This window comes from Thermopolyspora flexuosa (genome assembly GCF_006716785.1).
GTDB lineage: Bacteria > Actinomycetota > Actinomycetes > Streptosporangiales > Streptosporangiaceae > Thermopolyspora > Thermopolyspora flexuosa.
In genome coordinates, this window is the sequence record NZ_VFPQ01000002.1 from 288,441 (window position 1) to 314,701 (window position 26,261).

General features: G+C 72.4%; 17 protein-coding genes. 9 read left to right on the plus strand and 8 right to left on the minus strand.

The genetic code is table 11. The annotated features are described in order from the left end of the window. Positions 1 to 38 precede the first annotated feature (38 nt). On the minus strand, positions 39 to 572 hold the full coding sequence (locus FHX40_RS23750; protein WP_142262188.1) for a (2Fe-2S)-binding protein: 534 nt from the start codon (positions 570 to 572) through the stop codon (positions 39 to 41). 162 nt (positions 573 to 734) lie between these two features. Between FHX40_RS23750 and FHX40_RS23755 the strand changes: the two genes are divergently transcribed. Then, the gene (locus FHX40_RS23755) at positions 735 to 1,598 is read left to right on the plus strand and encodes an MBL fold metallo-hydrolase (RefSeq protein ID WP_211350492.1); all 864 of its coding nucleotides are present in this window, start codon (positions 735 to 737) and stop codon (positions 1,596 to 1,598) included. Positions 1,599 to 1,969: 371 nt separating this feature from the next. Further along, a complete protein-coding gene (locus FHX40_RS23760) occupies positions 1,970 to 3,652 on the plus strand; it encodes a PP2C family protein-serine/threonine phosphatase (RefSeq protein ID WP_170198980.1) in 1,683 nt (560 codons plus the stop codon). Positions 3,653 to 3,836: 184 nt separating this feature from the next. On the opposite strand, the gene hypF is transcribed toward FHX40_RS23760, so the two are convergent. Continuing rightward, a complete protein-coding gene (gene hypF, locus FHX40_RS23765) occupies positions 3,837 to 6,119 on the minus strand; it encodes a carbamoyltransferase HypF (RefSeq protein WP_229788451.1) in 2,283 nt (760 codons plus the stop codon). A gap of 379 nt (positions 6,120 to 6,498) precedes the next feature. Here hypF and FHX40_RS25960 point away from each other — a divergent pair, with 379 nt between their 5' ends. After that, on the plus strand, positions 6,499 to 7,446 hold the full coding sequence (locus FHX40_RS25960; RefSeq protein WP_244941618.1) for a FliH/SctL family protein: 948 nt from the start codon (positions 6,499 to 6,501) through the stop codon (positions 7,444 to 7,446). Between the two features lie 175 nt (positions 7,447 to 7,621). On the opposite strand, the gene FHX40_RS23775 is transcribed toward FHX40_RS25960, so the two are convergent. Together FHX40_RS23775 and wecB are read right to left on the minus strand one after the other, a co-directional pair. Next, positions 7,622 to 9,694 carry a glycosyltransferase family protein gene (locus FHX40_RS23775; protein WP_142262191.1) on the minus strand — a complete coding sequence of 691 codons (2,073 nt, stop codon included), beginning with the start codon at positions 9,692 to 9,694 and terminating at the stop codon, positions 7,622 to 7,624. 30 nt (positions 9,695 to 9,724) lie between these two features. Continuing rightward, positions 9,725 to 10,891 (minus strand): non-hydrolyzing UDP-N-acetylglucosamine 2-epimerase, encoded by a 1,167-nt coding sequence (gene wecB / locus FHX40_RS23780; RefSeq protein WP_142262192.1) that lies wholly within the window; start codon positions 10,889 to 10,891, stop codon positions 9,725 to 9,727. 168 nt (positions 10,892 to 11,059) lie between these two features. Between wecB and FHX40_RS23785 the strand changes: the two genes are divergently transcribed. The 6 genes from FHX40_RS23785 (at position 11,060) to hisC (ending at position 19,155) form a co-directional block, all read left to right on the plus strand. Then, entirely contained in the window at positions 11,060 to 12,613 is a 1,554-nt protein-coding gene (locus FHX40_RS23785; RefSeq protein ID WP_229788450.1) for a glycosyltransferase family 4 protein, read from the plus strand. A gap of 126 nt (positions 12,614 to 12,739) precedes the next feature. After that, on the plus strand, positions 12,740 to 14,002 hold the full coding sequence (locus FHX40_RS23790) for a nucleotide sugar dehydrogenase (RefSeq protein WP_142262194.1): 1,263 nt from the start codon (positions 12,740 to 12,742) through the stop codon (positions 14,000 to 14,002). Between the two features lie 13 nt (positions 14,003 to 14,015). Further along, entirely contained in the window at positions 14,016 to 15,197 is a 1,182-nt protein-coding gene (locus tag FHX40_RS23795; RefSeq protein ID WP_189136154.1) for a glycosyltransferase, read from the plus strand. A 72-nt stretch (positions 15,198 to 15,269) separates the two neighbouring features. Then, the gene (locus FHX40_RS23800) at positions 15,270 to 17,072 is read left to right on the plus strand and encodes a DUF4434 domain-containing protein (protein WP_142262196.1); all 1,803 of its coding nucleotides are present in this window, start codon (positions 15,270 to 15,272) and stop codon (positions 17,070 to 17,072) included. Between the two features lie 67 nt (positions 17,073 to 17,139). After that, the gene (locus tag FHX40_RS23805) at positions 17,140 to 17,856 is read left to right on the plus strand and encodes an NUDIX hydrolase (protein WP_142262197.1); all 717 of its coding nucleotides are present in this window, start codon (positions 17,140 to 17,142) and stop codon (positions 17,854 to 17,856) included. Between the two features lie 243 nt (positions 17,857 to 18,099). Next, on the plus strand, positions 18,100 to 19,155 hold the full coding sequence (gene hisC, locus FHX40_RS23810) for a histidinol-phosphate transaminase (protein ID WP_142262198.1): 1,056 nt from the start codon (positions 18,100 to 18,102) through the stop codon (positions 19,153 to 19,155). A gap of 129 nt (positions 19,156 to 19,284) precedes the next feature. Here hisC and FHX40_RS25320 read toward each other — a convergent pair whose 3' ends face one another. The 4 genes from FHX40_RS25320 to purD all read right to left on the minus strand — a co-directional run bounded on the left by FHX40_RS25320 (position 19,285) and on the right by purD (position 25,863). Then, positions 19,285 to 20,664 (minus strand): hypothetical protein, encoded by a 1,380-nt coding sequence (locus FHX40_RS25320; protein WP_170198981.1) that lies wholly within the window; start codon positions 20,662 to 20,664, stop codon positions 19,285 to 19,287. Positions 20,665 to 20,910: 246 nt separating this feature from the next. Next, positions 20,911 to 22,143, minus strand: coding sequence for a transcriptional regulator (locus tag FHX40_RS23820; RefSeq protein ID WP_142262368.1), 1,233 nt, complete (start codon positions 22,141 to 22,143; stop codon positions 20,911 to 20,913). A 490-nt stretch (positions 22,144 to 22,633) separates the two neighbouring features. Continuing rightward, the gene (murA, locus tag FHX40_RS23825; RefSeq protein WP_142262200.1) at positions 22,634 to 23,899 is read right to left on the minus strand and encodes a UDP-N-acetylglucosamine 1-carboxyvinyltransferase; all 1,266 of its coding nucleotides are present in this window, start codon (positions 23,897 to 23,899) and stop codon (positions 22,634 to 22,636) included. A 731-nt stretch (positions 23,900 to 24,630) separates the two neighbouring features. Further along, positions 24,631 to 25,863 carry a phosphoribosylamine--glycine ligase gene (gene purD, locus FHX40_RS23830; protein WP_142262201.1) on the minus strand — a complete coding sequence of 411 codons (1,233 nt, stop codon included), beginning with the start codon at positions 25,861 to 25,863 and terminating at the stop codon, positions 24,631 to 24,633. Positions 25,864 to 26,261: the final 398 nt, after the last annotated feature.

The window sequence follows — 26,261 nt, forward strand, 5'->3', positions numbered from 1 at the left end:
CCTCCGCGCGTGCGCCCGGTCCCGGGTACGGCGGGCCGTCACCGGGCCACCTCCGCGATCGCCACGGCGATGCGGCCGTAGCAGCCGCAGCGGCACAGGTTCCCGCTCATCCGCTCGCGGGTCTCGGCGGGGTCGAGGGCGGGCGGGGCGGACAGGTCGGGGGTGACCGCGCTCGGCATGCCCGCCTCCGCCTCGGCGAGCACCGCGACCGCGGCGCAGAGCTGGCCGGGGGCGCAGTAGCCGCACTGCACGGCGCGGTGCTCGACGAAGGCGCGCTGCAGCGGGTGCGGCCCGCCGTCGCCGGCGAGGCCCTCCACGGTGGTGACCTCGGCGCCGTCGACCGCCACGGTGAGGGTGAGGCAGGAGTACACGCGGCGGCCGCCGACGAGCACCGTGCAGGTGCCGCACTCGCCGTGGTCACAGCCCTTCTTCGCGCCGGTGAGGCCGAGCCGTTCCCGCAGCGTGTCGAGGAGCGTGGCCCGCGTGTCCACGCGGATGTGGTGCGGCACCCCGTTGACGGTCAGCCGGACCGTGCGGGTGCGCACCCGTGCGGAGTGGAGCTCGTCGGTCACGCAGCCCTCACTACCCCTGTCAGGTGGTTTATCCCAAAAATTGGCCACCTGCCCTAATTTCTGGCGGCGGCCCGCGTCGGGCCGGTGGGCACGGCGCCGGCCCCGCCGTACGCTGGCCGGAGAGCGGGCCGCGGAGGGCCGGACGACCACGGAGGTGGAGCCGTGCGCGAGACCCACGCGTGGATCTGCGCGACCTGCGGCAACCAGGCGGCGCCGAGCGAGCGGCCGCCCGGGCACTGCCGCATCTGCGAGGACGAACGGCAGTACGTCGGGCCCGAGGGGCAGCGGTGGACGACGCTGGCGGAGCTCGCCGCCGCGGGCCACCGCGGCGAGGTGCGCGAGGTCGAGCCCGGCCTGCTCGGCATCGGCGTGCGCCCCCAGGTCGCCATCGGCCAGCGGGCGCTGGTGGTCGCCACCCCGGCCGGGCAGGTGCTGTGGGACGTGCCGGGCTTCGTCGACGCCGCGGCGATCGAGGCGGTCCGCGCGCGGGGTCCGCTGCTCGCGGTCACCGCCTCCCACCCGCACTTCTACGGCGTGGCCGTGGAGTGGAGCCGGGCCTTCGGCGGCGCGCCGATCCTCATCCCGGAGGCGGACGCCGAGTGGCTCATGCGCCCCGACCCGGCGGTGCGGCTGTGGCGCGGCCGGTACGAGATCGCCCCGGGCGTGACGCTGGTGCAGTGCGGCGGCCACTTCCCCGGCAGCGCGGTCCTGCACTGGGCCGGCGGCGCGGACGGCCGCGGCGCGCTGCTCACCGGCGACACGATCACGGTGGTGCGGGACCGCCGGTACGTCACGTTCATGCGCAGCTACCCCAATCAGATCCCGCTCCCGGAACGGGCGATCCGCCACATCCTCGACCGCCTGGAGCCGCTCGCCTTCGACCGGGTGTACGGCGGCTGGTGGGACAGCGTGATCCCGTCCGGCGCGAAGGCCGCGGTGTGGCGCTCGGCCGAGCGCTATATCCGGTGGGCCACCGGCGCGGCCGATCCCGCGAGCTACCTCGGCGACGGCGGCGATCCGGCCTAGCCACGGACGCGCCGGCGGGCCGGACGACCGGATCCGGACGCGGTACGGCGACGCGCGGCGATCAAGCCCCCGGACTGTCGGTGCCGGGCGGTATCGTGCTGCCGCACGGGCCGGACACGTCGGAGCCCCCCGCCCTGAAACCCTGTGGGTCCTTGGATTCTCCTTTGCGAGTGACGTGGCGGGGGATTACTGGTAGACAGGACACTGCGAAACGTAGTCACGTGACCACTCACTGCGCCTGTCGTCGCATGGCGGTGAGCGGCGCCCGCGCCGGACGGGAGGGGAATGCCGGCGTCGGGCGACGGCGAGCGGCACGGTCCCTACGACGGGGCGACCAGGTGCGTCGATCCACCACGAGCGGAACAGGGGGAATGGTGGGGTACTTACCGGACGGCCGCGAGACGCGGGAGGTCACCGTCAACCCCTCGACGGTCGTCGAGGAGCCGGAGTGGCCGCTCGCCGGGCGCATGGGCTGCACCCCCGACGAGGTGCTCGACCACCTGCAGCGGATCACCGGCGACGAGCGGGTCGTCCCGCGGGCGCACGCGCACCGTCCCGAGGCGGCCGAGCCGGTCCCGCCCTGGATCGACGCGCTGCTCGACGTGGTCCCGACCCCGGCGGCGCTGCTGGTGCCGATCCGCGACCCGGGCGGGACGATCGTGGAGTTCCGCATCGACCGGTGCAACGGCGAGGCCGCCGACCTGATGGGCCGCGCCGCCCGGCGGATCATCGGCCGCCGCCTGTGCGAGGTGTTCCCCGGCATCGGGCCCTCCGGCCTCTTCGAGGCGTACGTCAAGGTCATGCGGACCGGCGAGCCGGTACGGCTCGGCCCGCTCACCTACCAGGAGCCGGTCAACGGCGTGCTGTGCCCCGTGGTGCTCAGCGTGCGGGCCCGGAGGGTCGCCGACGGGCTGCTGGTGAGCTGGCAGTTCCACGACGACCAGGCCCGCCTCGCCGCGCACCTGCGGGACGTGGAGCGCATGGGGCGGCTCGGCTGGGCCGAGTGGAACCTCGTCACCGGCAAGATCTCCTGGACCGGGCAGCTCTACGAGATCTTCCGCGGCCATGCGCCGCGGCTGCCGCTCCCGCTGGACGAGATCCCCGACCACGTCCACCCCGACGACGCTCCCGAGGCGCGCCGCGCCCTCACCGCGCTCACCGAGCTGCACCGGCCCCAGGCGTTCGAGTTCCGCGTGGGCGAGCGGCACGTCGCCGCGACCGTCGAGCCGGTGCTCGACAACCTCGGCCGGCCGATCGCGTTCCGCGGCGTGATGCAGGACGTCACCCTCCGCCGCCGCATCGAGGAGCAGCTCGCCCGGTCCCAGGTGGAGCTGGAGCGGCACAGGGTACGGCTCGCCGAGGAGATGCAGCGCGCCCTGCTGCCGGACGCGCACCCGGAGCTGCCCGGCCTGCGCTTCGCGGTCCGCTACCACCCCGCGGAGAACACCGCCCAGGTGGGCGGCGACTGGTACGAGGCGACCACGCTGCCGGACGGCCGGGTGCTGATCGTCATCGGCGACGCGAGCGGGCACGGCCTGACCGCGGCCGCCCGCATGGCCCAGCTCCGCAACGCCCTGCTTGGCGTGGCGTTCACCGGCGCCGACCCGGCCGCGATCCTGCGCTGCCTCAACCGGCTCGTGCTCCACGTGCAGGAGCAGACCGCCACGGCGACCGCGGTCGTGGCCCACTTCGACCCGGCCACCCGGCGGCTCACCTGGGCCCGTGCCGGGCACCCCGCCCCCATCCTCGTCCGTGACGGCCGCGCCCGGCGGCTGCGCAACGACTTCGGGCCGCTGCTCGGCGCCACCGAGGAGGCCGACTACCGCGCCACCACCACCGCGCTGCGCCCGGGCGACCTCGTGCTGCTCTACACCGACGGCCTCGTGGAGCGGCGCGGCGGCGACCTCGCCGACCCGGCCCGCGCCCTGCGGCGCACGGTACTCGGCGACGACCCGGCCGCCGACCCCGACCGCATGCTCGCCGCCTTCGACATCGGCAACCCCGAGGACGACACCTGCGTGCTCGCCTTCCAGGTCGTCCCGGAGCCCTGCTGAGACCGTCCCGCGCCGGAACCGGCCGGGGCCCGGGGCAGGCCGGCCGGACCGGGGCCCGCGAGGGGCCGTGCGGGCGAGCGGCCAAGCCATGGCCGCGCCCGCCGGTCCGTACCGGGCACCGGCACTTGCGGCCCGGGTGGCGCTGCGCCGTACGCCCCCCGTTCGCGTGCGTCCACGGCGGGGCCTAGCGCCTCGCGCCGTTGCGGGCGGCGTCGAGGGCGGCGGCGATCGCGGCCTGGCCGAAGCTGATGCCGCCGTCGTTCGGCGGCACGCGCCGGTGGGTGAGCACCCGGAAGCCGCGCTCCTGCAGCGCGGGCACGAGCCTGTCGAGCAGGAGCTGGTTCTGGAAGACGCCGCCGGACAGCGCGACCGTGCCGATGCTCGTGGCGGTGCGCACCCGCTCGCACGCCTCGACGACCAGCTTGGCGAGGCTATTGTGGAAGCGGGCGGCGATCACCGGCGTCTCGGTGCCCGCGTTGAGGTCGTCGGCGACCGAGCGGACCAGGTCCGGGCCGTCGAGCAGCAGCGGCTGGCCGCCGAGCACCCGCACCGGGTAGTCATCGCGTACCGTGGGGTCGGCGTGCTGCTCCAGCTCGATCGCGGCCTGCCCGTCGTAGTTGATCATCTCGCGCACGCCGAGCAGCGCCGACACCGCGTCGAACAGCCGCCCCGCGCTCGAGGTCAGCGGGCTGTTGGTCCCGCTGCGTGCGGACCGCACCACCAGCTCCCACCGGCTCGCGCGCCGCTCGCGCAGCGGCGTCGTCTCCGGCGCCCCGGGGGCCGCGTCGAGGTAGGCGGCGGCCATCCGCCACGGCTCCCGGATCGCGAGCTGGCCGCCCGGCATCGGCACCGGCAGCAGGTGCCCGACCCGCCGGTACCCCAGCAAATCGGCGACGAGGATCTCGCCGCCCCAGATCGTGCCGTCCGGGCCGTACCCGAGCCCGTCGAACGCCACCCCGATGGCCGGTCCGGCCTCCTCGTTGTCGGCGAGGCAGGAGGCGATGTGCGCGTGGTGGTGCTGCACCGCCACCAGCTCCACGCCCTGCGACTCCCGGGCGTACTTCGTGGTGAGGAACTCCGGGTTGAGGTCGTACGCGATCACGCGGGGAACGATGTCGACCAGCCGCCCGAAGTGCGCGATGCCCTCCCGGAACGTCTTGAGCGCGGCGAGGTCCCGCACGTCCCCGATGTGGTGCGACAGGTACGCGTGCCCGTCCTTGGCGAGGCAGAACGTGTTGCGCAGCTCGGCCCCGCAGCCGAGCACCGGCCGCGGCGGCGCCACCGGCAGCGGCAGCGGCTGCGGCGCGTACCCGCGGGACCGGCGCAGCGGGGTCACCGTGCCGTTGCAGGCCCGCACCACCGAGTCCTCGGTGCGCACGTGGATCGGCCGGTCGTGCAGGAGGAACGCGTCGGCGATCTCGCCGAGCCGCTTCACCACGCGCTCGTCGTCGTGCTCCATCGGCTCGCCGGAGGCGTTCCCGCCGGTGAGGATGAACGGCGCGGCGAGCTCGGCGGCGAGCAGGTGGTGCAGCGGCGTGTACGGCAGCAGCAGCCCGAGGAACCGGTGGTCCGGCGCGACCGCGGACGCGATCCGGGCGCCCTCGCGCAGCGGCGCCACCACGATCGGCCGCCGCGGCCCGGCGAGCAGCCGCCGCGCGGTGTCGTCGAGCTCGCACAGCTCCTCGGCCGTGGCGAGGTCGGGCACCATCACCGGGAACGGCTTGTCCTCCCGGATCTTGCGCGCCCGCAGCGTGATCGCCGCGTTCTCGTCCCGGGCGTCGGCGGCGAGGTGGTAGCCGCCCAACCCCTTGATCGCGACGATCCGCCCGGCCCGGATGAGCCGCGCCGCCGCCACGATCGGGTCCCCCTGGACCGTCTCGCCGTCGGCGGTCACGATGCGCAGCTTCGGCCCGCAGGTCGGGCAGCAGTTCTGCTCGGCGTGAAAGCGCCGGTCCGCCGGGTCGTTGTACTCCCGCTCGCAGGCCGCGCACATGGTGAAGCCCGCCATCGTCGTCGCCGCCCGCTGGTACGGCACGTCCTTGGCGATGGTGAACCGGGGGCCGCAGTTCGCACAGCCGGTGAACGCGTAACGGTACCGGCGGTCGATGGGGTCGAACAGCTCGCGCAGGCAGTCGGCGCAGGTCGCGGTGTCGGGCGGGATCGACGCCTGCCGCTCGTCGCCACGGCTGGCGATGATCGCGAACCCCTGCTCGCCGAGCGCCGGGATCGGCTCGACCACCACGCGCGAGATCACGGCGAGCGGCGGCGCGTCCCGCCGTACCGACCGCTCGAACCGGGAGATCGCGGTCATCGGCCCCTCGACCTCGATCACCACCCCGCCGGCGTCGTCGCTCACCAGCCCGGCGAGGCCCAGTTCCCGCGCGAGCGCGTACACGAACGACCGGAACCCGACGCCCTGCACGATGCCCTCGACCCGAATGCGGCACCGAATACGTGCCTCACTCATGTTTTCGGGCCTCAGCATGCCCACCGACACACCCGCCACCCCTTCCCGCAGGGCAGAGCCGCCATAGGAATCACCGACCGGTGCATATCCATCGCGTCGTCTCGTGATACGCACAAAACCGGACATCGGTTCATGACCATCGACGGGATGTCGGGAGCTTTCGGCCGATCGGCGGCTGGGCCGGAGAGGGTAAGCCGGATCGAACCGTTACAAGGCCGATGAGAACAATTTTTAGGATTCAGTATCCAATATCTGACTATTCACTTAATTGTGCGCGAGACCGGCGAATAATGACGAATCATCGAGGCTTCTGATTTTGTCGGCCCGGAGAGGTCGAAAATGCGCACGCGTTTCGCCTTCTCTCGGTAATGTGACGGTCATGATTTCGGAAGAACACGAGATGACCGCGGAGCTCTTCCGAAACCGTCCCGAGCTTGCCCGCGAACTGCTCGAGGGAACTTTCGGCATAGAGCTACCGGAATACGACAAAGCCCGCACCGATGCGGGCGACTGCACCGACTTCGCGCCGGTGCCGTACCGCGCGGATGCCGTGGTGGTCTTCCTCTCCGCCGACATCCTGCACAAGGAGCGGTTCGGCTCCGACGTCGTCATGACCGTGGTCGTCGAGGTCCAGCGGAAGTACAAGGACAGCAAGGCGTGGACCTGGCCGCTGTACCTGGCGACCCTGCGGGCGCGGAACAAGTCGCCCGTCATGCTCCTGGTCATATGCCCGGACGAGAAAGAAGCCAGGAAATGTCGTCAGGAGATCTATTTGGGGCATCCCGGGTGGGTTCTCTGCCCGCTGGTCGTCAGTCCGGCCTCGATCCCCACCATCACCGATTCCGACGTCGCCGCACAATCGCCCGAGCTCGCGGTGCTTTCCGCCGTCACCCACGGCGCCGATCCCGCGAAGGGTAAAGACATCCTGCGCGCGATGCACGACGGCTTCGCCGCGCTCGACCCGGATAAAGCGTACCTGTACGCTGATTACGTTCTCAGGATGCTTCCAGCGGCACCAAGGGCATACCTGGAGGAACTATTGACAACCGGAACTGCCAAGTACCGCAGTGACTACGCACTTCGATGCAAGGCCGAAGGCCGAGCCGAAGGACTGGCGGAAGGACGAGCGGAAGGACGAGCGGAAGGGCTCGTTGAGGGGCGAGCCGAAGGGTACGCGATGGCGGTTCTCGACGCGCTCAGCCAGCGTGGTGTCGCCGTACCACAGGAGGCCGCCGAGCGGATTCAGCGATGCACGGACCTCGCGCAGCTGAAGGAGTGGCACGGCCGGGCCCTCACCGCCGAATCGGTCGATGAGCTGTTCGCCTGACAGGACCGGCTCGGCCTGTTCGCGGAGTCCGGCCGTGTTTCGCAGTGACGTTGCCCGGCGGTACTTCGCCTCGGGGCACGCCGAAGGCGGGGCGCGATCTGGATCGGCCGAGTGGATGGATCGCGCCACCGCCGTACGCTCGGTGGACGAGCTGTTCGCCTGACCGCGGGCCCGGTCAGATCATCACGTGGGCCTCGGGGTTGCCGACGAAGCAGAACTGTGCGTTGCGCAGCAGCTTGTAGTCGGGGGCCTGCCAGGTGTGCGTGGTGGGGTCGGCCGAGCGCATGTAGACGAAGTTGAACCGGTCGGCCGAGTAGATGCGCACCCCCTCCTCCTTGCACCGGCGCACCAGCCGGGTGTCCTCGCCGGCGTTGACCGGCTCGAACCGCATCTCGCGCAGCAGGTCGGCCTTGGCGAGGATGGTGGCGCCCTGGATCAGGTGGGCGTACCGGTGCTCGAGACCGGGCAGGCGCAGCACCGTGGTGTTCGTGGCCGGGAAGTACGTGTAGTGCGCGCCCTTGCCGACCATCTCGGCGTCCGCGTAGTCGAAGGCGCGGATCAGGTCGGACAGGTAGTGCTCGCCGTACAGGTTGTCGTCGTCCATCTTGGCGATGTAGTCGCCGTCCGCGACCTCGATGCCGAGGTTGAGCACCTCCCCGAGGGTGAGCGAGGGGTCGGCGAGGCGCACCTTGACGTCCGGGATGCCGGCGGCGAGCGCCTTCTCCCGCACCACGTTCGGCTCGATGTCGATGCCGTGCAGCACGAGCACGAGCTGTAGCTCGCGGTGCCGCTGCCGGGCGACCTGGTGGATGGCGTGCTCGAGCTGCCCGGCCCGGTTGGTGGGGAGCACCACGGTGATCGGGCGGCTGCGCGGGCGCACCTCCCGGCCGATCGCCCGGAGGATCTGGTCGACCCGGTGCGTGAAGGTGTGCTTGTCGTGCACCAGGCGCATCGCGAGGTGGCCCTGCCGGGCCCGGTACTCGGGGCTGTTGATCAGGTAGAGGGCCTGGTTGTAGGCCTCCTCCTGGGTGTGGGCGATCGGGATGAGCGAGCCGAAGGTCTCCTCGATCGCGCGCGACCAGCCGGACAGCACCGTGGTGGCGCAGGCCGACAGCTCGAACACCCGCCGCGCGCACATCGTCGGTGAGTCGATCACCGAGTTCACGTTGAGGAAGACCTTGTACATCTTGTACGCGGCGAGCATCTGCTCGTACGGCAGCTCGCCGACGATGTGCGGCCGGTACTCGTCCGGCCACTGGTACTTCTCGCCCGCGCTGTCGTTGCGGGCGTAGATGTGCAGGCCGAGCGGGCGCACCGGGGCGATCACGGTCTCCATCTGCTCGCGGCGCTCGGGATGCTTGTCCCGGAAGTACATGCCCGCGAAGACGATGTCGTAGGTGCGCCCCCACCGGGTCTGGATCGGGTTGTGGATGCGCGGCTGCGCGGCGAACTGCAGCACGCCCACGCGGTCGTGCCCGAGGATCTCCCGGTACTTCGGGATCATGTCGCCGTCGCAGGTGAAGACGTAGTCGAAGAGCTTCGCCGTCTCGATGAAGTGGTCGAAGTTCGGCGGGTCCTCCTTGTTCCAGAAGACCGTGGGGATGCCCTCCTCCTTGAACCACGCGACCAGCTCGCGCAGCTCCTTCTTGGGGGCGTTCGTCCCGGTCATCTGGTACCGCCAGCGCCCCTGGTTGCCGAACCAGGCCGACTCGACGAAGAGCAGCTCGGGCCGCTTCTCGGCGAAGATCTCCCGCCAGTCGGTGAGGCCGAACTCGATCTGGTCCCACTCGTACCGGAACGCGAGCCGGGAGAAGTCGTCGAGGATCACCGCCACCGGCAGGTCCGGCCGTACGATCGGCCCCTCGGGCCAGGCGAGCTTGGGGATCTTCACCTCGGGCCGCCGGTTCGCCGCGGCCTCCGCGGCCTCCGCGACCGACATGGGCGCCTTCGGGCTCTTCTTCACCTTCAGCGCGCGGCGCAGGTCGGCCGGGAGCCGTACCAGCTTCGACGGGCGGCGGGCGCCGGTGAGCGCCTCGGCGACCCGGTAGGGCCGCTGGTTCTGGGTGGCGCGCAGCTTCCAGATCGCGTAGTCGGCGCGGGCGGTCTGGATCGCGAGCTTCTCCTCCAGCTCGCGGATCCGCTCCTCGTACCGCTCGATCTCCTTGCGCTCCTCAGGCAGCCAGTTGACCGCCCCGAGGCGCTGGAAACGCGGCTGGTCCTGCTGCTCGTCCTGCTTCTCGTCGGCCATGTCCTGTCCTGCCTGTCGAATCGCGTCGCGCTAGTCGCCTGACGTGCGTACGGTCTGGGCCGCCGCCGGGGCAAGGTTGTCGCCGCGCAGCCAGGCCGCGATCACGCGGGCGATGCGCGGGCCGGCCTTGCCGTCCCACAGCGGGGGCAGCTCGCCGGTCGGGGTGGCCGCGCCGTCGGCGAGGGCCTTCGCGGCCGCCGCGGGCAACGTGGCCGGGGTGACCAGGAGGTTCGTGCCGTGCGTGATCGTGATCGGCCGCTCGGTGTTGGGCCGCACGGTGAGGCAGGGCACGCCGAGCATGGTCGTCTCCTCCTGCACGCCGCCGGAGTCGGTGACGACCAGGGCCGCGCCCTTGACCAGCGACAGGAAGTCGAGGTAGCCGAGCGGGTCGATGATCGTGAGGTTGCCCCCGGTGACGAGGCCGGCCTCGGCGAGCCGGGTACGGCCCCGCGGGTGCAGCGGGACCACGATCGGCACGAGCTCGCTCACCTCGCGCACCGCGTCGACGACCTCCCGGGCGGCCGCGGCGTCGTCCACGTTGCCGGGCCGGTGCAGCGTCGCCACCGCGTAGCGCTCGGGCAGGCCGAGGCGGGCGCGGATGCGCTCCGGGTCGAGCGAGGGCAGCGCCGCGAACAGGCTGTCGATCATCGGGTTGCCGACGAAGTGCACCTTGCGCGGGTCCACGCCCTCGTTGGCGAGGTGGGCGATCGCGTCCGGGCTGGTGCACAGCAGGATGTCGGCGAGCGCGTCGGTGACCACCCGGTTGATCTCCTCCGGCATGGTCCGGTCGAACGACCGCAGCCCCGCCTCGACGTGCGCGGTGGGCACGCCGAGCTTCGCGCACACGAGGATGGCGGCGAGGGTCGAGTTCACGTCGCCGTAGACGACGACGAGGTCCGGCCGGTGCTCGGTGATGACGTCCTCAAGCCCGGTGAGCAGCGCCGCGGTCTGCCGGGCGTGGGTGCCGGACCCCACGCCGAGGTTGGCGATCGGCTCGGGCAGGCCCAGGTCGGCGAAGAACACGTCCGACATCAGGGCGTCGTAGTGCTGGCCGGTGTGGATGATGCCCTGCCGCAGGGCGAATCCGGTGCCGTCCGCGGACGCGCCGAGTTCGGCAAGGCCGCGCACGACCGGGGCCGCCTTGACGAAGTTGGGGCGTGCGCCGAGAACATGCAGGACGAGGGGGGTTTCCCTCATTGACCTTGCCTTTCATATAGCAGTGGGACAAACGTTGCCTATGGTACGGTCACCGGCGTGGTGTCCAATGCCAGGCCGAAGCAAAAGGTGTCCCCCCGGCTGGCCAAGGCGGGCGTGCGGGGATTCCTCCGGGGATTGCTCCGGCATCCGGTCATTGTCTCCAAAATAGTGATCACTAGGGTCAGAACAGACCCACTTCGTGTCGCGCAGGCCGTCGCCGAGGCGACCCCGCCCCGGCTGCGCCCGCTGATCGGCAGCGTCGCCTGGCCGGTCGCGCGCAAGGTCAGGCGGGTCGCGGGCCACATTTCGATGCGCCGGGCACGGGGGCCGCTGCGCGAGGCGAAGGCGCTTTTCGATTCCGGCCGGATCAGCGAGGCGTTCGAGGTCCTCCGCCCGCACGAGCGCTGGGCCTTCACCAAGCGGCGGCTCGCCTATTACCAGGGCGAGGTGGCCGCGCTGAAGCCGAACCCGATCCCGCCCGGCCCCAAGGTCACGATCGGGCCGCGCGTGGAGAACCGGGTGCTCCACCTGGTCACCAACGCCCTGCCGTACACGCAGGCGGGATACACCGTGCGCACCCACCGCATCGTCACCGCGCAGAAGGCCGCGGGCCTCGACCCGCACGTGGTGACGAGCTGGGGCTGGCCGATGCTCCAGGGGCACACCGCGGTCGAGCCGTACGAGGAGATCGACGGCATCCCCTACCACCGGCTGCTGCCGCACGGCGAGGTGCCGAAGCACGCCCACGACCGGCTGCTCCGCGGCGCCGAGGACGTCACCCGGCTCGTGCAGGAGCTGCGGCCGAGGGTGCTGCACGCGGCCACCGACCACCGCAACGGCAACGTGGCGATGGCGGTGCGCCAGCGCACCGACACCCCGTTCGTCTACGAGGTGCGCGGCTTCCTCGAGGAGACCTGGGCCTCCCGCGACCCGGCGCGGGTGGGCACCGAGCGGCACCGCATGCAGCGGGAGACCGAGGCGAACCTCATGCGGTCGGCGGACGCGGTGGTGACCCTCGCCGAGACCATGGCCGCCGAGATCGTCGAGCGCGGGGTTCCGCGGGAGCGCATCTTCCTCGCCCCGAACGCGGTCGACGACTCGCTGCTGACCGCCGAGTACGACGGCGCCGCGTTCCGGCGCGCGTACGGCATCGCCGACGACGAGGTGGTGATCGGCTCGGTGTCGAGCATCGTCGGCTACGAGGGCTTCGGCGTGCTGCTCGACGCCGCCGCGGTGCTGCGCGACCGGGGCGTGCCGATCCGCGTGCTGCTCGTCGGCGACGGGGCCGAGCGGGAGAACCTGCTCGCGAAGGTGAAGGAGCTGAACCTCGGCGACCGGGCGATCCTGCCCGGCCGGGTGGGCCCCGAGGAGGCGCTGCAGGCGCAGTCGGCGCTCGACATCTTCGTCTGCCCCCGGCTCGACCTGCGGGTGACCCGGCTCGTCACCCCGCTCAAGCCGGTCGAGGCGATGGCCCTCGGCAAGCCCGTCGTGCTCAGCGACCTGCCCGCGCTCGCCGAGCTGCTCGGCGGCTCCGAGGCCGGCCTGCTGGTACGGCCCGGCGACCCCGAGGCGCTCGCCGACGCCGTCGCCGCGCTGCGCGACGACCCCAAGCGGCGCGCCGAGATGGGCGAGGCGGGCCGCGCGGAGGTGGCGGCGAAGCGTACGTGGAGTCGCATCGCCGAAACCTACCGGGAAGTTTACAGATTCGTTACGGAACGATAGTCCCGTGCTTGGCGTGGCTTGGGCATCCGTATGTGATGCATTCACCCGCATTAGACGTGCTTGGTGCCAAGTTGAGATAGCCTTTGCGACCATGATGAGTTGTATCCGACCTTCCGCGGTGTCGTCGTGACCGCCTTCGATCTCGCGATCGTCGGTCTCGGCTATGTCGGCATGCCGTTGGCCAAGGAGGCCACGGCCGCCGGGATGCGGGTGGTCGGCCTGGATGTGGATCCACGGAAGGTGGAGGCGCTCACCTCCGGGCGGTCCTACATCGACGACCTCAGCGACGCCGATCTCGATGAGATGCTGCGGAGCGGCTTCACGGCGACCCTCGACGACGCCGTGCTCGCCGCGAGCGAGGTCATCGTCATCTGCGTGCCGACGCCGCTCGACGACGACCGTCGCCCCGACCTGTCGGCGGTGGAGGGCGCGGCGAAGACGATCGCCCGCCGGTTGAAGCCGGGCACGCTCGTCGTGCTCGAGTCCACCACCTACCCGGGCACCACCGACGGCCTGGTCCGTCCGCTGCTTGAGACCTCCGGGCTGGTGGCCGGCAAGGACTTCCACCTCGCCTTCTCGCCCGAGCGCATCGACCCCGGCAACCCCAAGTACGGCCTGCGCAACACGCCGAAGGTCGTCGGCGGCTACACCCCGGCCTGCCGGGAGCGCGCGGTGGCGTTCTACTCGCGCATCGTCGAGCAGGTGGTGCCGGTGAGCGGCACCCGCGAGGCCGAGATGGCGAAGCTGCTGGAGAACACCTACCGGCACGTGAACATCGCCCTCGTCAACGAGATGGCGATCTTCTGCGACGAGCTCGGCATCGACCTCTGGGAGGCGATCGAGGCCGCCTCGACCAAGCCGTTCGGGTTCCAGAAGTTCCTGCCCGGCCCGGGCGTGGGCGGTCACTGCATCCCGGTCGACCCCTCCTACCTGTCCTTCACCGTGCGCCGCCTCGGCTACCCGTTCCGCTTCGTCGAGCTGGCGCAGGAGGTCAACGAGCGCATGCCGGCCTACGTGGTGGCCCGGGTGCAGCGGCTGCTCAACCGGCACAGCAAGCCGGTCAACGGGGCGAACGTGCTGCTGCTCGGCGTCACGTACAAGCCGGACATCGCCGACGAGCGGGAGACTCCCGCCCTGCCGATCGCCCGCAGGCTGCTGGATCTCGGGGCGAGGCTCTCCTACCTCGACCCGCACGTGCCGGTGTGGAGCGTCGACGGCGTTCCGGTACGGCGGGCCGGGGACCTGGAGACCGCGGTACAGGAGGCGGACGTGACCGTGCTGCTGCAGCAGCACTCCGCCTTCGATCTCGGCGTCGTGGAGGAGAAGGGCCGGCTCGTTCTGGACACCCGCGGCGTGCTGGTCGAGAACGAGCGCGTGGAACGGCTGTAGGGGGGACCGGCGCGTGCACGTGCTCGTCATGACTGTGGTGCATCATCCGGAGGACGCGCGGATCCTGCACCGCCAGGTCCGGGCGCTGGTGGACGCCGGTCATGAGGTCACGTACGCGGCGCCGTACACGGCCCGGGGGGTGGTGCCGCGACCGTGGGTCACGGGCATCGACCTGCCGCGGGCCTCCGAGCGCAGGCGGCTGAAGGCGGTGATCGCCGCCCGCCGGGTGTTCCGGGAAATGCGCGACAAGGTCGACCTCGTGCTGCTGCACGACGTCGAGCTGCTGCTCGCCGTGGTGGGGGTGCGCAACCGGCCGCCGGTGGTGTGGGACGTGCACGAGGACACCCCGGCGACGCTGTCGCTCAAGCCGTGGCTGCCGCCGTTCCTGCGGCCCCCGGTGCGGTTCTTCGCCCGCCTGCTGGAGAGCGCCGCGGAGCGGCGGCTGCACCTGCTGCTCGCGGAGACCGCCTACGCGGGCCGGTTCCGCAAGGCCCACCTGGTGGTGCCGAACGAGACCTGGGTGCCCGACCACGTCAGCCCGCCCGGGGACGACCGGGTGGTGTACCTGGGCTGGCTGTCGGAGGCGCGCGGGGTGCGCGAGGCCGTCGAGGTGGCCCGGCTGCTGCGGCCGCACCGGATCTCGGTGGAGCTCATCGGGTACGCCGACCCGCAGAGCCGCCCGCTGCTCGAGCAGGCGGTCGCGGAGGGGCTGCTCGAGTGGCGTGACTTCATGCCGAACGACGAGGCGCTCAAGCGGCTCGACGGCGCGCTCGCCGGGCTCTCGCTGCTGCGCGACGAGCCGAACTACCGGCACTCCATGCCCACCAAGATCGTCGAGTACATGGCGCACGGCATCCCGGTGATCACCACGCCGTCGCCGCGCGCCGTGGAGCTGGTCGAGCGGTACGCCAGCGGCGTGGTGGTGCCGTGGCGGGACCCGGAGGCCGTGGTGCGGGCGGTGCTGCGGCTGCGGGACAACCCGGAGGAGCGGCGCGCCGAGGGGGCCCGCGGGTACGCCGCCGCCCGGGCGAACCACCACTGGCCGAACTCGGCCCGCCGGTTCGTCGCCCAGCTCGAGGAGTGGGCCGAGGAGGGCAAGCGGCGCCGGAACGCGGGCAAGGACCGCGGGCGCCGGCCGTCCGGCGGGGCGGTCGAGCCCGGTCCGGCCGAGCGGGTGGAGAAGGCCGAGCAGTAGGCGTTCGCGGACGGAAGTCGCCGCCGGGCGGTTTTACGCCCGCCTGATCGTAAGGACGGTACTCTCCTGAAGGTGCGCTGGGTTGCCCTGGTCGTTGGCTTGGCGATCATCACCGCGGTCGGCATCGTCGTGAACATGCAGCGGCAGGACGCCGGGGCCGCCCGGGACGCCGCCGCCACCGCCTCCCGGACCCCGACGCCGGCCGCCTCGTTCACCGACCCCTGCGGCACGTTCGACACCACGGTGCGCACGCCGTACCCGATCACCGGGTACTGGATCATCCCGACCGCGGACCCGTGCACCTGGCGCTCCCAGTTCCAGGCGATCCACCGGGTCGGCGGCGACACCGTGATCCGGCTCGGCCACGGCCTCTCGCCGCGCCGGGTGGACGACGAGACCGGGCTCGTGCTCGACGCCGCGGGGGACAAGCCCGACCCGCGGTACGCCAAGTGCGTGGAGGGCGAGCTCACCTGCGTGCAGGCGGCCGAGAAGGCGCTCAAGGACGCCCACCCGGACAACCGCATCACCTGGACGTACGTCTTCCGGACCGACGAGCAGTACGGCGACGGCGTGTTCCGCTGCCCCGACATCGAGCGCAAGATCGTCGTGGGCGACGCGGTGTTCTTCCGGATCATCGCCCCGGACGACGGCACCGACGACGCGTCCTGCGACTTCTCCTCCCGGGGCCGGGGCTACCACCTGATCCTGGTCTCCGCCGGGAAGGAGGACAGCCTCACCACCCTGCTCGACCTCGGCGACCGGTTCGGCATCCGGGTCTTCCCCGCGCTGCCGCTCGCGCCGCGCGACCCGACCGGCCCGACCCGGGCGAACCCGCGGCACATCGGCACGCTCACCACGCTCACCCGCCGCATCCTGCAGGACTACGGCGACCGGTTCGCCGGCCGGGAGTCCCTCGGCGGCGTCTACCAGCCGTTCGAGCTGCAGATCCGGGACTGGCCGGACCCGTCGAAGGTGGACACCCTCAAGGTGCTCGCCGAGCAGCACCTCATCGTCGAGCAGGAGCTCGCGGGCAAGCCGATCCTGATCAGCCCGTACCTGGACGCGCGCCGGGACCGGAAGTTCACCTCCACCCCGAAGCAGGTGGGCAAGGGTTTCAAGGTGCTCGCCCGCACCGGCGTGGGGATCATCGCGCCGCAGGACGGCCGGGGCACCGGCAAGGGCGGCCTGTTCTGGCCGAACTGGAAGAACAAGCCGGTCGACGAGCGGCTGCGCCCGGTGGTGGGCGACACCACGTACGCCAAGGCCTACTACGGCGGCACCCGCGACTACTACCGGGAGATGGCCCAGGCCCGCGACGAGCTGCTCAAGGAGGGCGTGCGGGTCGAGCTGTGGGCGAACATCGAGGCGTTCGAACCGACCCGCAGGGAGGGCGAGAAGCGGTGCAGCTCGCAGAGCGACCGCGGCGCCACCGACAAGCCCCGGCTCGACACCCAGGTGACGCTGGTCGGGCCGTACGTCTCGAAGATCATCTCCTACATGTGGTCGGACTACTTCACCTGCGGCTCGCCGTCGCTCGCCGAGCAGATCGCGCAGGACTGGACCCGGCCGATCGCGATCCAGGCGTTCCGCAGCCGGCGGGACATCCAGAACGGGCTGGAGATCCGCGGCTACAACCTCGCCGGGGCGACGGTCACGCTGAGCTGGCCGGGGGTGGACGAGCCGCGGGTGGTCGACTCGACGGTGGCCGGGGTGCACGAGACCGACCCGGTTCCGGGGCTGCCGGAGCGGGTGGAGCGGCTGTGGATACCCTTCGACCTGGACGAGGTGCCGGACGGCAGGTGGGTCCGGGTCGGGGTGACCGCCCCCGACGGGCGCATCGCCGCCGAACCCGTCTACTACCAGCACACGACCTAGTGCCGCGTCCTGATCGGGACGCGGACCGTGCGCATGCGGGTGGTGAGTTTCCGGTAGCGTGCGAAACGTGATCCCGACACTTCCCGTCAGCGTCGATCTCGTCGTGCTCACGGTCCGTGAGCAAACGCTCATGGCGCTGGTCTGGCGTCGGGACCGGCCCCCGTACGAGGGACGCTGGGCGCTGTCGGGCGGGTTCATCAAGCTCGACGAGGACCTGTCCGCCGCGGCCGAACGCGTGCTCGCCGAGCGGGCCGGCCTGCCCGGCGCACCCGTCCACCTCGAGCAGCTGCAGTCCTACGGCTACCCGGACCGTGACCCGCGGCGGCGCGTGGTGAGCGTCGCCTACCTCGGCATCGCCCCCGACCTGCCCGCCTCCACCGAGGCCCACATGAGCTGGCAGCCGGTGGACTCGCTCACCGAGATGGCCTTCGACCACCGGCGGATCATGCTCGACGGCGTGGAGCGGGCGCGCAGCAAGCTGGAGTACACCTCGCTCGGGGCGGCGTTCTGCCCGCCCGAGTTCACCGTGGCCGAGCTGCGCCGGGTGTACGAGATCGTGTGGGGCCGCCCGCTCGACCCGCGCAACTTCCACCGCAAGGTCACCAGGGCCGAGGGCTTCCTCATCCCGACCGGGAAGACCACGACCCGCGACGGCGGACGCCCGGCGATGCTCTACCGCCGCGGCCCGGCCGAGCTGCTGCACCCCCCGATGCTGCGCACGAGCACGTACGGCGGGTGCGCCGGCGGGTCCTCCGGCGCGGGCCTGGCGACCTCGGGCAGGTGATCCCCGCCCCGCCGCCGCGGGTGCGCGCCCCGCGGCCGGGCCGGCGGGGACACCTCCGCCGTGCCGTACCGCGCCGCCTTCCCCGGAGCCGCCCCGCGTGCAATCGTCCTGCGTGAGCCTGCGTGAGATCGTCGCGCGGCCGCCGCTCCCCGGTGGCGAGGACGGCCTTCGCCCTGGTTTCGTCGCAGGTGGAGCGATCCGCCGCGCGATAAGGTTGGACGCGCGGAGTGAGGGAGGACGAGGATGCGTTTCAGGGCGATTCTGGACACGATGCCGGTCTACAAGCCGGGCAAGCGGGTCACGGCGCCGGACGGCCGGTCGTTCAAGCTCTCCTCCAACGAGTCGCCCTTCCCGCCGCCTCCCTCGGTGCTGGAGGCGATCCGCCGCGCCGCCACGGAGATCAACCGCTACCCCGACGCCTCCTGCCACCGGCTCACCGAGGCGATCGCCGAGCGGTACGGCGTGCCGTACGACCACGTCGCGCTCGGGCCCGGGTCGGTGACCGTGGCGCAGCAGCTGCTGGAGGCCGTGGGTGAGCCGGGCGTCGAGGTCGTCTACGCCTGGCGGTCGTTCGAGGCCTACCCGCTGCTCGCGGACATGGCCGGGGTGACCTCGGTGCGGGTGCCGCTGCGCGACGAGGCGCACGACCTGGAGGCGATGGCCGAGGCGATCACCGACCGCACCCGGCTGGTGTTCGTGTGCAACCCGAACAACCCGACCGGCACGGCCTCCCGCACCGCCGAGCTGGCCGCGTTCCTCGACCGGGTGCCGGAGCACGTCATCGTCGCCCTCGACGAGGCCTACCGCGAGTACGTGCGCGACGAGGACGTGCCCGACGGGCTCACCCTCTACCGCGAGCGGCCGAACGTGGTGGTGCTGCGCACCTTCTCCAAGGCGTACGGCCTCGCCGGGCTGCGCGTCGGCTACCTGATCGGGCAGCGCGAGGCCGCGGAGGCGGTGCGCAAGGTCATGATCCCGTTCGCGGTGAGCCACGTGGCGCAGGCCGCCGCGGTGGCCGCGCTCGAGGCCGAGCAGGAGCTGCTGGCCCGGGTGGAGGAGATCGTCAAGGAGCGCACCCGGGTGCGCGACGCGCTGCTCGGCCAGGGCTGGCAGGTGCCGCCCACCGAGGCGAACTTCGTCTGGCTGCGCCTCGGCGACCGCACGACCGAGTTCGCCGAGCACTGCGCCCGGTACGGCGTGGCCGTGCGGCCCTTCCCCGGCGAGGGCGCCCGCGTGTCGATCGGCGACGCCGAGGAGAACGACGCCTTCCTCACCGCCGCGGCCGAGTTCCCCCGGTAGGCCGGTTACGCGGCCTGGCGGCCCGTAGGCGGGCCGCAGGGGTGAGGGCGGGCAGGGTCGGCGACGGCCACTGCGTCGCGCCCGCCCTCGGCCGTACGGCCCCGCCCGTGCGGGGCACGGCGCGGCGGGTCAGTGGCCCGTGCCGCTGTCCTCGAACCACACGTCGCCGCCGGAGCCGTCGCCCGTGCCGTCGTTCCCGCCGGAGCCCGCGGCGCCGCCGTTCCCGCCGGAGCCGTCGCCGCCGGGGGCCTGGGTCCTGGCCGGGGTGGCGGTGCCGGTGGGCGCGGGGGCGGCGGTGTCGGCCGGGGTGGCGGTGTCGGCAGGCGCGGGGGTGTCGCTCGGCGCGGGGGCGCCGCCGCCACCGTTGCCGGCGTTGTTCCCGTTGTCCTCCAGCACGCCGCCGTTGTTCAGCTCGCAGGCGGCGAGGCTGTTCAGGTCACCCGTGACCTGCCCGCCGGACCGGTCGAGCAGGGTGGCGATGCGGGCGAGGTTCCGGGTGCGCTCCTGGGCGAGCCGCTGCAGCAGGGCGTCCTGGTCGGCCTGGCTCTGGGTGGTGGCGAGCCGGGCGTTGACCGTGGCCGCCTGCAGCTCCATCAGGCCGAGCTCGAGCGCGACCGCCGAGCGCACGTCGCGCGGGATCACGATCTGGTCGGCGACCGATGGGCAGGCGAGCAGCCGGGAGCCGGTCGGCGCCGGCGTGGGGGTCGCGGTGCCGGTGCCGGTCGGGGTCGCCGAGGCCGACGGGCTCGCCGTACCGGTGGCGGTCGGGGACGGCGTCGCCTCCGGGGCCTGCGTCGCCGTGGCGGTGGGGACGGCCGTGGCGGTGGCGGACGGGTTCCGGAACGGGGCGGGCTCGGCCGCCGCGTTGGCGACCGTGAGCTCCACCGCACCGGCCGTCGCCGACGGGTCCGGCGCGGGCTGCGTGGGGACGGTCGTGTCGCCGCCGGGCGCGGCCGGGGCGTCGGTCGGCGTGGCGCCGGTCGTGGGGGCGGCGGTCTCGGTGGGGGCGGCACCGTCGGTGGGGTTCGCGGTGGGCGCGGCGCTGCCGGTGGGGGCCGGATCCACCGTGCCGCCGTTGCGGAGCGTGCAGGCGGCGAGGTCGGCCAGGTTCTGCGGGAGCGTCACGCCGCTGAGCGCGTTCGCGATGCGCTCGATGGTGACCGTGCGCTGGTTGGTGAGGGTGGTGAGCACGGCCTGCTGGGCGGCCGCGGCGTTCTGGTCGCCGACGGTCTGGGCGAGGCGGCGGTTCGCGTCGGCGACCTGGATCTCCAGCACGCCGAGGTTCCTCGCGACCGTGCGGCGGACCGCGTTCGACACCCGGACGCTCGGCAGCGCGTCGGCCACCTTCGGGCACTCGACGGTCACCGCGACCGCGGTCCCGGCCGCGGAACCGTCGCCCGCGCTGAACTGTGAGGGGCTCTCCGTTCGCGACGAGCAACCCGCCAGCACCGCCACCCCTAACGCGGTGAGCAGGGCCGGGGTAACCCGTCGCCGCAGGTCAGGACGCATCGACTCTCTCCCTTGCGTATCTCGGATCACGTGCCCCGTCGCATGCGAGATACGGGAGGGGTTTTCGATGTGTTCGATGCGCCGGTGATTTTCCCGCTCAGGTTTCGTTCAGGCCCGCCCGCCCGCCGTACCGGGATCGCCCCCGGCGACCCGGGGCCCGTGGGTGTGGGATGGGCCCGCGGGCGCCGGGGGCGACGGCGGCGGCGCGCGGTGGGGGGTCGGCGCCGCCGGCCTTGGGAGAAGGGCTCAGTGCGTGCCGAGCTTCTCCACGATCAGCCGGTACAGCTGCCGCGGACGGCCGGGCTGGGGGGTACGGTTCGGCGGAAGCGGCCACGCGAGTCCCTCGTCAACCAACGTGCGCAGCAACCGCCGTGCCGTACGCGGGGTCACGCCGAGCATGCGGCCGGCGTTCTCGGCGTCGACCACGGTGTCCCCGCCCTCCAGCTTCGCGGCGAGCCGGGACAGCACCTCCACGCCCTTGGGCTTGGCCGGACCGGCCACCTGGGGAGGCATCCGGGGCGGCGGCACGAGGGCTCTGCCCTCGCGGTCCACCGCGAACCCCTGGGCCTGCTTGCCCGCCTGGCTGCGGGCGAGCGCGGCGCGGGCGTGGCTCTCGGCGTCGTGCGTGGTACGGCCCATGCCGACGCCCACCTCGACCGCGAGCCCGAGCTCGTCCCGGATGCGTCCGGCGAACGGCAGCACCCGGAACCCGTCGGTGGCCGCGTGGATCGAGCCGCGGGTCGCGGTCACCAGGTAGCTGTGGTCGTCGATGGGCCACACCGCGGCGTTCATCCGGTTCGCCTCCTGCACCAGCAGGCGGTGCAGGGAGAGCCGCAGCTCCTCCCGCCAGTAGCGCGGGGCGGCCCGCCGTACCGGCTCACGGAGCGTGGGCACCTCGATGATGATCACCGTGAGCTGTGACTCCTCGAGGCGGTGGTGGGCGCCGAGCAGCGCCGCGGTGTTGAGCGCGGTGCGCACCGCCCCGGCCGTGGGCCGCACCCGGATCACCGGCAGCCCGGCGGCCGACAGCCGGTCGGCCACGGCGGGGATGCAGGTGATCGCGCCGGTGGTGACGCCCTGCCGCATCAGCCGCTCGTGGTACGCCGAGATCGTGCCGGTCGCCCCGGGCTCGTCCCGGCAGTGCACCTCGTTCGACGGCAGGCCGAGGTCGGCGTACGCCTCCTCGACGTCGGCCCGGTTGAGCACGTCGGTGCTCACCCGGCGCGGGTCGATGCGCTCGTCGAGCGCGGCCCGGCCCAACGCCGCGATGAGCGCCGCACCGCCGAGCTGCACGTGCGTCGCGGGCATGGTGAGCACGCCGGCGCGGCGGGCGAGCTCGAACGGCACCGGGCTGGCGAAGAGGCACGCGTCGACGCTCGGGCCGAGCCTGAGCACCTTGTCCGCGGCCTCCTGCTCGTCCCGGTACGCCGCGGCCACCAGCCGGCACGGCACCGGTGCCGAGTTGTGCCCCATGAGCATCACCCGCTCGACGAGGTCGTGGGGCCCGACCACGCCGATCGTGAGGTCTGGGGGCGCGCCTAAGCGTGCCCCGCGCGGAGTGTCTTCCCGCTCGACCAATGTTCGTCCCATCTTGCGTCGCCTTCGGTCGAGGTGCCGCGCCCTGCGCGCCGGGGTCCGCGCGGCGCCGCGACGCGGCACCAGGTGCCTGAACGCGGCGCAGCCCGACCGTCGCCTCCGGGGGAATCGGTGGGATGCTCCGCCGCGCGGCCGTGGCCGCGCGTCCGGTTCGGGCACCGGCGCGCCTCCGCGACACGCGGTTCCCCTCGCCGCCCGGCGTGGCTTCCTCTCCGGTCCGAGTGATAGTTCTCTTTGGAACGATCGCTCGTGACGGCCGAAATGTCACGCCCGGATTTACCGCAATACCGTTCCGGCAGGCAGTAAAGACCCGGCTGACAGGGACATTTCAGCTGGTCAGAACCGAAATTCAGGCGACGGCCCGGAGCGGACGCTATGCGGAAATTTCTCGTACCACATCCGCGCCGAGGGCCCGCAGGCGCTCGGCCACGTAGGAGTGGCCGCGGTCGATGAGGTACGCCGGGGCGATGATCGTCTCGTCCTCGGCGGCGAGCCCGGCGAGCACGAGCGCGATGCCGGAGCGCAGGTCGTGGGCGTCCACGGTGGTGCCGACGAGCTTGGTGGGGCCGTGCACGATGGCGCGGCTGCCCTGCACCTCGATCTTCGCGCCCATCTTGTTCAGCTCGCCGGCGAGCGCGAACCTGCCGTCGAAGATGCGCTCGTGGATGTAGCTCGTCCCCTCCGCCATGGTGGCGAGCGTCATGATCGGCGACTGCAGGTCGGTGGCGAACCCCGGATAGGTGTCGGTGATCACATTGATCGGCCGCAGCCGCCGGGTGCGGCGCACGTGCAGGATCGCGCCGTCGGTGGCGAACTCCACGCCCATCTGCTCGAGCTTCCACCGCACCACGCCGAGGTGCTCCAGGCAGGCGCCGACGAGGTTCACCTCGCCGCCGGTGATCGCCGCGGCGATCGCGAACACGCCCGCGTCGAGCCGGTCGGGCATGACCGAGTACTCGACCGCGCGCAGCTCCTCCACGCCCTCGACGACGAGGAACCCGGTGCCGGAGCCGTGGATGCGGGCGCCCATGCGCCGGAGCATGTTGATCACGTCGAGGACCTCGGGCTCCAGCGCCGCGTTCTCGATCACGGTGGTGCCCTTGGCGAGGGTGGCCGCCATGACGAGGTTCTCGGTGCCGGTGTGCGAGGGGGTGTCGAGGTAGAGCGGCGCGCCGGTGAGCTGCGCGGCCTTGATGTGGATCACCTCGTCGCCCTCGTCCACCACCGCGCCGAGGCGCTTGTACCCCAGGTAGTGGAAGTCGAGCTGGCGGCTGCCGAGGTTGCAGCCGCCGATCCCCTGGATCACCGCCTCGCCGAGGCGGTGCATGAGCGCGGGCACGAAGAGGACCGATCCACGGAAGCGCCGTGCGATCTCCCCGGGTAGCACCGGGCTCGTCAGCCGGGACGCGTCGATCACCAGGACGCGCTCGGACTCGTGCAGCTCCACGTGCGCGCCGACGGCACGGGCGAGCTCCACGGCCCGGCGGACGTCCTCGATGATCGGGACGTTCCGCAGGACCGTGCGGCCCTCCGTGGCGAGCAGCGCGGCCCCGATCATGGGCAGTACTGCGTTCTTCGCGCCTTGGACGAATGCGGTGCCACTGAGGACGTTCCCACCGCGAACGCGGTAACGAACCATGTGCTGAGGCTCCTCGATACAGGGATGTGACTCGCTGGATGGGTGGGCGCCAGCCGTTCTGTTCGGGGTCGAGTCCGCCGCGCTCGCGTCACGCCGGTCGGCCGACGACATCCCGACGAGCCCCGGCACGGCTCCCGCTACGCCAACTGGTTCGAGTCCGCCTCACCTGTCACACGACCGCTCCCCGAAAACAATCCGATCGTGCCGCTCGGCTCCCTCACCAGACCTACGGGGCAACAGTAGCCCCTTTCAGCTGATCACCTGGGCAATTCGCCGTGCTTCGCACCCTCCTGTGACTTACAGGTCTTGATCACGCTTAATCACGGATTTACCCGTCCAAATGTGAGGCAGTCAGTCCCTGCTGACCGTTTCTTCCATAAGTGCGGCAAAGAATCAGTTTTGTACTGATCTGTTCTGCCCTGTGCCAAGGGATGGTCGGCGGAAATGCCAACAATTCGCCAAACCGTTCGTTTCGCAATACCCGCGGTACGGCCGGCGGCGGCGAAACGGCCTCGGCGACGCCGCCGGACGGGCCGGTGGGCGGCGCGCCACAGGCGCGCGGGTGGCCGCGGGAAGGGGCGCGGTGCGCGGGACGGGCGGTGGACGGCACGGCCGCGGTACGCGGTGCCGTACGACGCGGGGCCCGGAGACGACGCGGCCCCGCCGCACCGCGACGGTGCGACGGGGCCGGAGAGCCTGCCGGGCCGGGGCGGCGGCCGGGACGCGCCGGGTCAGACCCCGGCGGCGATGTCGGTGCGGTGGTGGCCGCCGCGCATCCGGATCCGGCCCAGCGCCGCGTACGCCCGGGCGCGGGCCTCGGCGACGTCGGCCCCGGTGCCGACCACGTTGAGCACGCGGCCGCCCGCCGACACGATCGCCCCGTCGTCCCGGCGCGCGGTCCCGGCGTGCAGCACGTAGGTGTGCTCCGGAAGCCCGTCGAGCCCCTCGATCACGTCGCCCTTCACCGGGTCGCCCGGGTAGTTCTCGGCGGCGAGCACCACGGTCACCGCCGCGCCGTCCCGGTACCGCACCGGGCCGAAATCGGCGAGCCGCCCCTCGGCGCAGGCGAGCAGCAGGCCGCCGAGCGGCGTCTCCAGGCGGTCGAGCACCACCTGGGTCTCCGGGTCGCCGAACCGGGCGTTGAACTCGATCACCTTCGGGCCGTCCGCGGTGAGGCAGAGCCCGGCGTACAGCACCCCCACGTACGGCAGGCCGCGGCGGCCCAGCTCGGCGAGGGTGGGCCGGACGATCCGGTCCATCACCTGGTCGGCGAGGTCCTTCGGCGCCCAGGGCAGCGGCGTGTACGCCCCCATGCCGCCGGTGTTCGGCCCCTGGTCGCCGTCGTAGGCCCGCTTGAAGTCCTGCGCCGCCTGGAGCGGCACCGCGGTGGTGCCGTCGCACAGCGCGAACAGCGAGGCCTCCGGGCCGTCGAGGTACTCCTCGATCACCACCTGACCGCACGCCCGCGCGTGCGCCAGCGCCGCCTCGCGGTCCCGCGTCACCACGACGCCCTTCCCGGCCGCGAGCCCGTCGGCCTTCACCACGTACGGCTCGCCGAACTCGTCCAGCGCCGCCGCCGCCTCGTCCTCGGTGGTGCAGGTGCGCGACCGCGCCGTCGGCACCCCGGCCGCCGCCATCACCTCTTTGGCGAACGACTTGGAGCCCTCGATGCGGGCGGCCTGCGCGGACGGCCCGAAGCACGGGATGCCGGCCGCGCGCACCGCGTCGGCCACCCCGGCCACCAGCGGCGCCTCCGGGCCGATCACCACGAGCCCGGCGCCGAGCCGCCGGGCCAGCTCCGTCACCTGCTCCGGATCCGTGGCGGCCACCGGGTGGGTCGTCGCCACCTCGGCGATGCCCGCGTTTCCGGGGGCGCAGTGCACCTGGGAGACCTGAGGATCGAGCGCGAGCGCCCGGCACAGGGCGTGCTCGCGACCACCGGACCCAATCACAAGAACGCGCACCTGCCTGAGCCTAGTGCGTACCCGTCCCCACACACGCTCCGGTCCGGCTATGGTGGGAGACACGCCCGCGCTCCCCGGCGGAGCCGTACGGTCGCGCGAAGGTTTCACGCCGTCCCCGGCACTCTCCCGCCGCCGCGGCCCGGGGCGACCGGTTGACCGGCCCGGCTGACAACAGGCCGGGGGATCCGGGGGATATCCGTGCGTTCCGGGCGAGCCGTAGCAAAGTAGCGGGCTATCCTGACGTTGGGTGTTATGTGGGCGCAGGTTGACGCGCCCTTTTTCGGGTGGCTTCGCGGAGCCTTCTGATGATTGGAGGTGGTCAAGGTGAATCCTGGCGATCCCAGCAGTAGTACGTGCCGGCGCACCCGCTGGTGCGCGCCCTTGACCACTCCGACTAC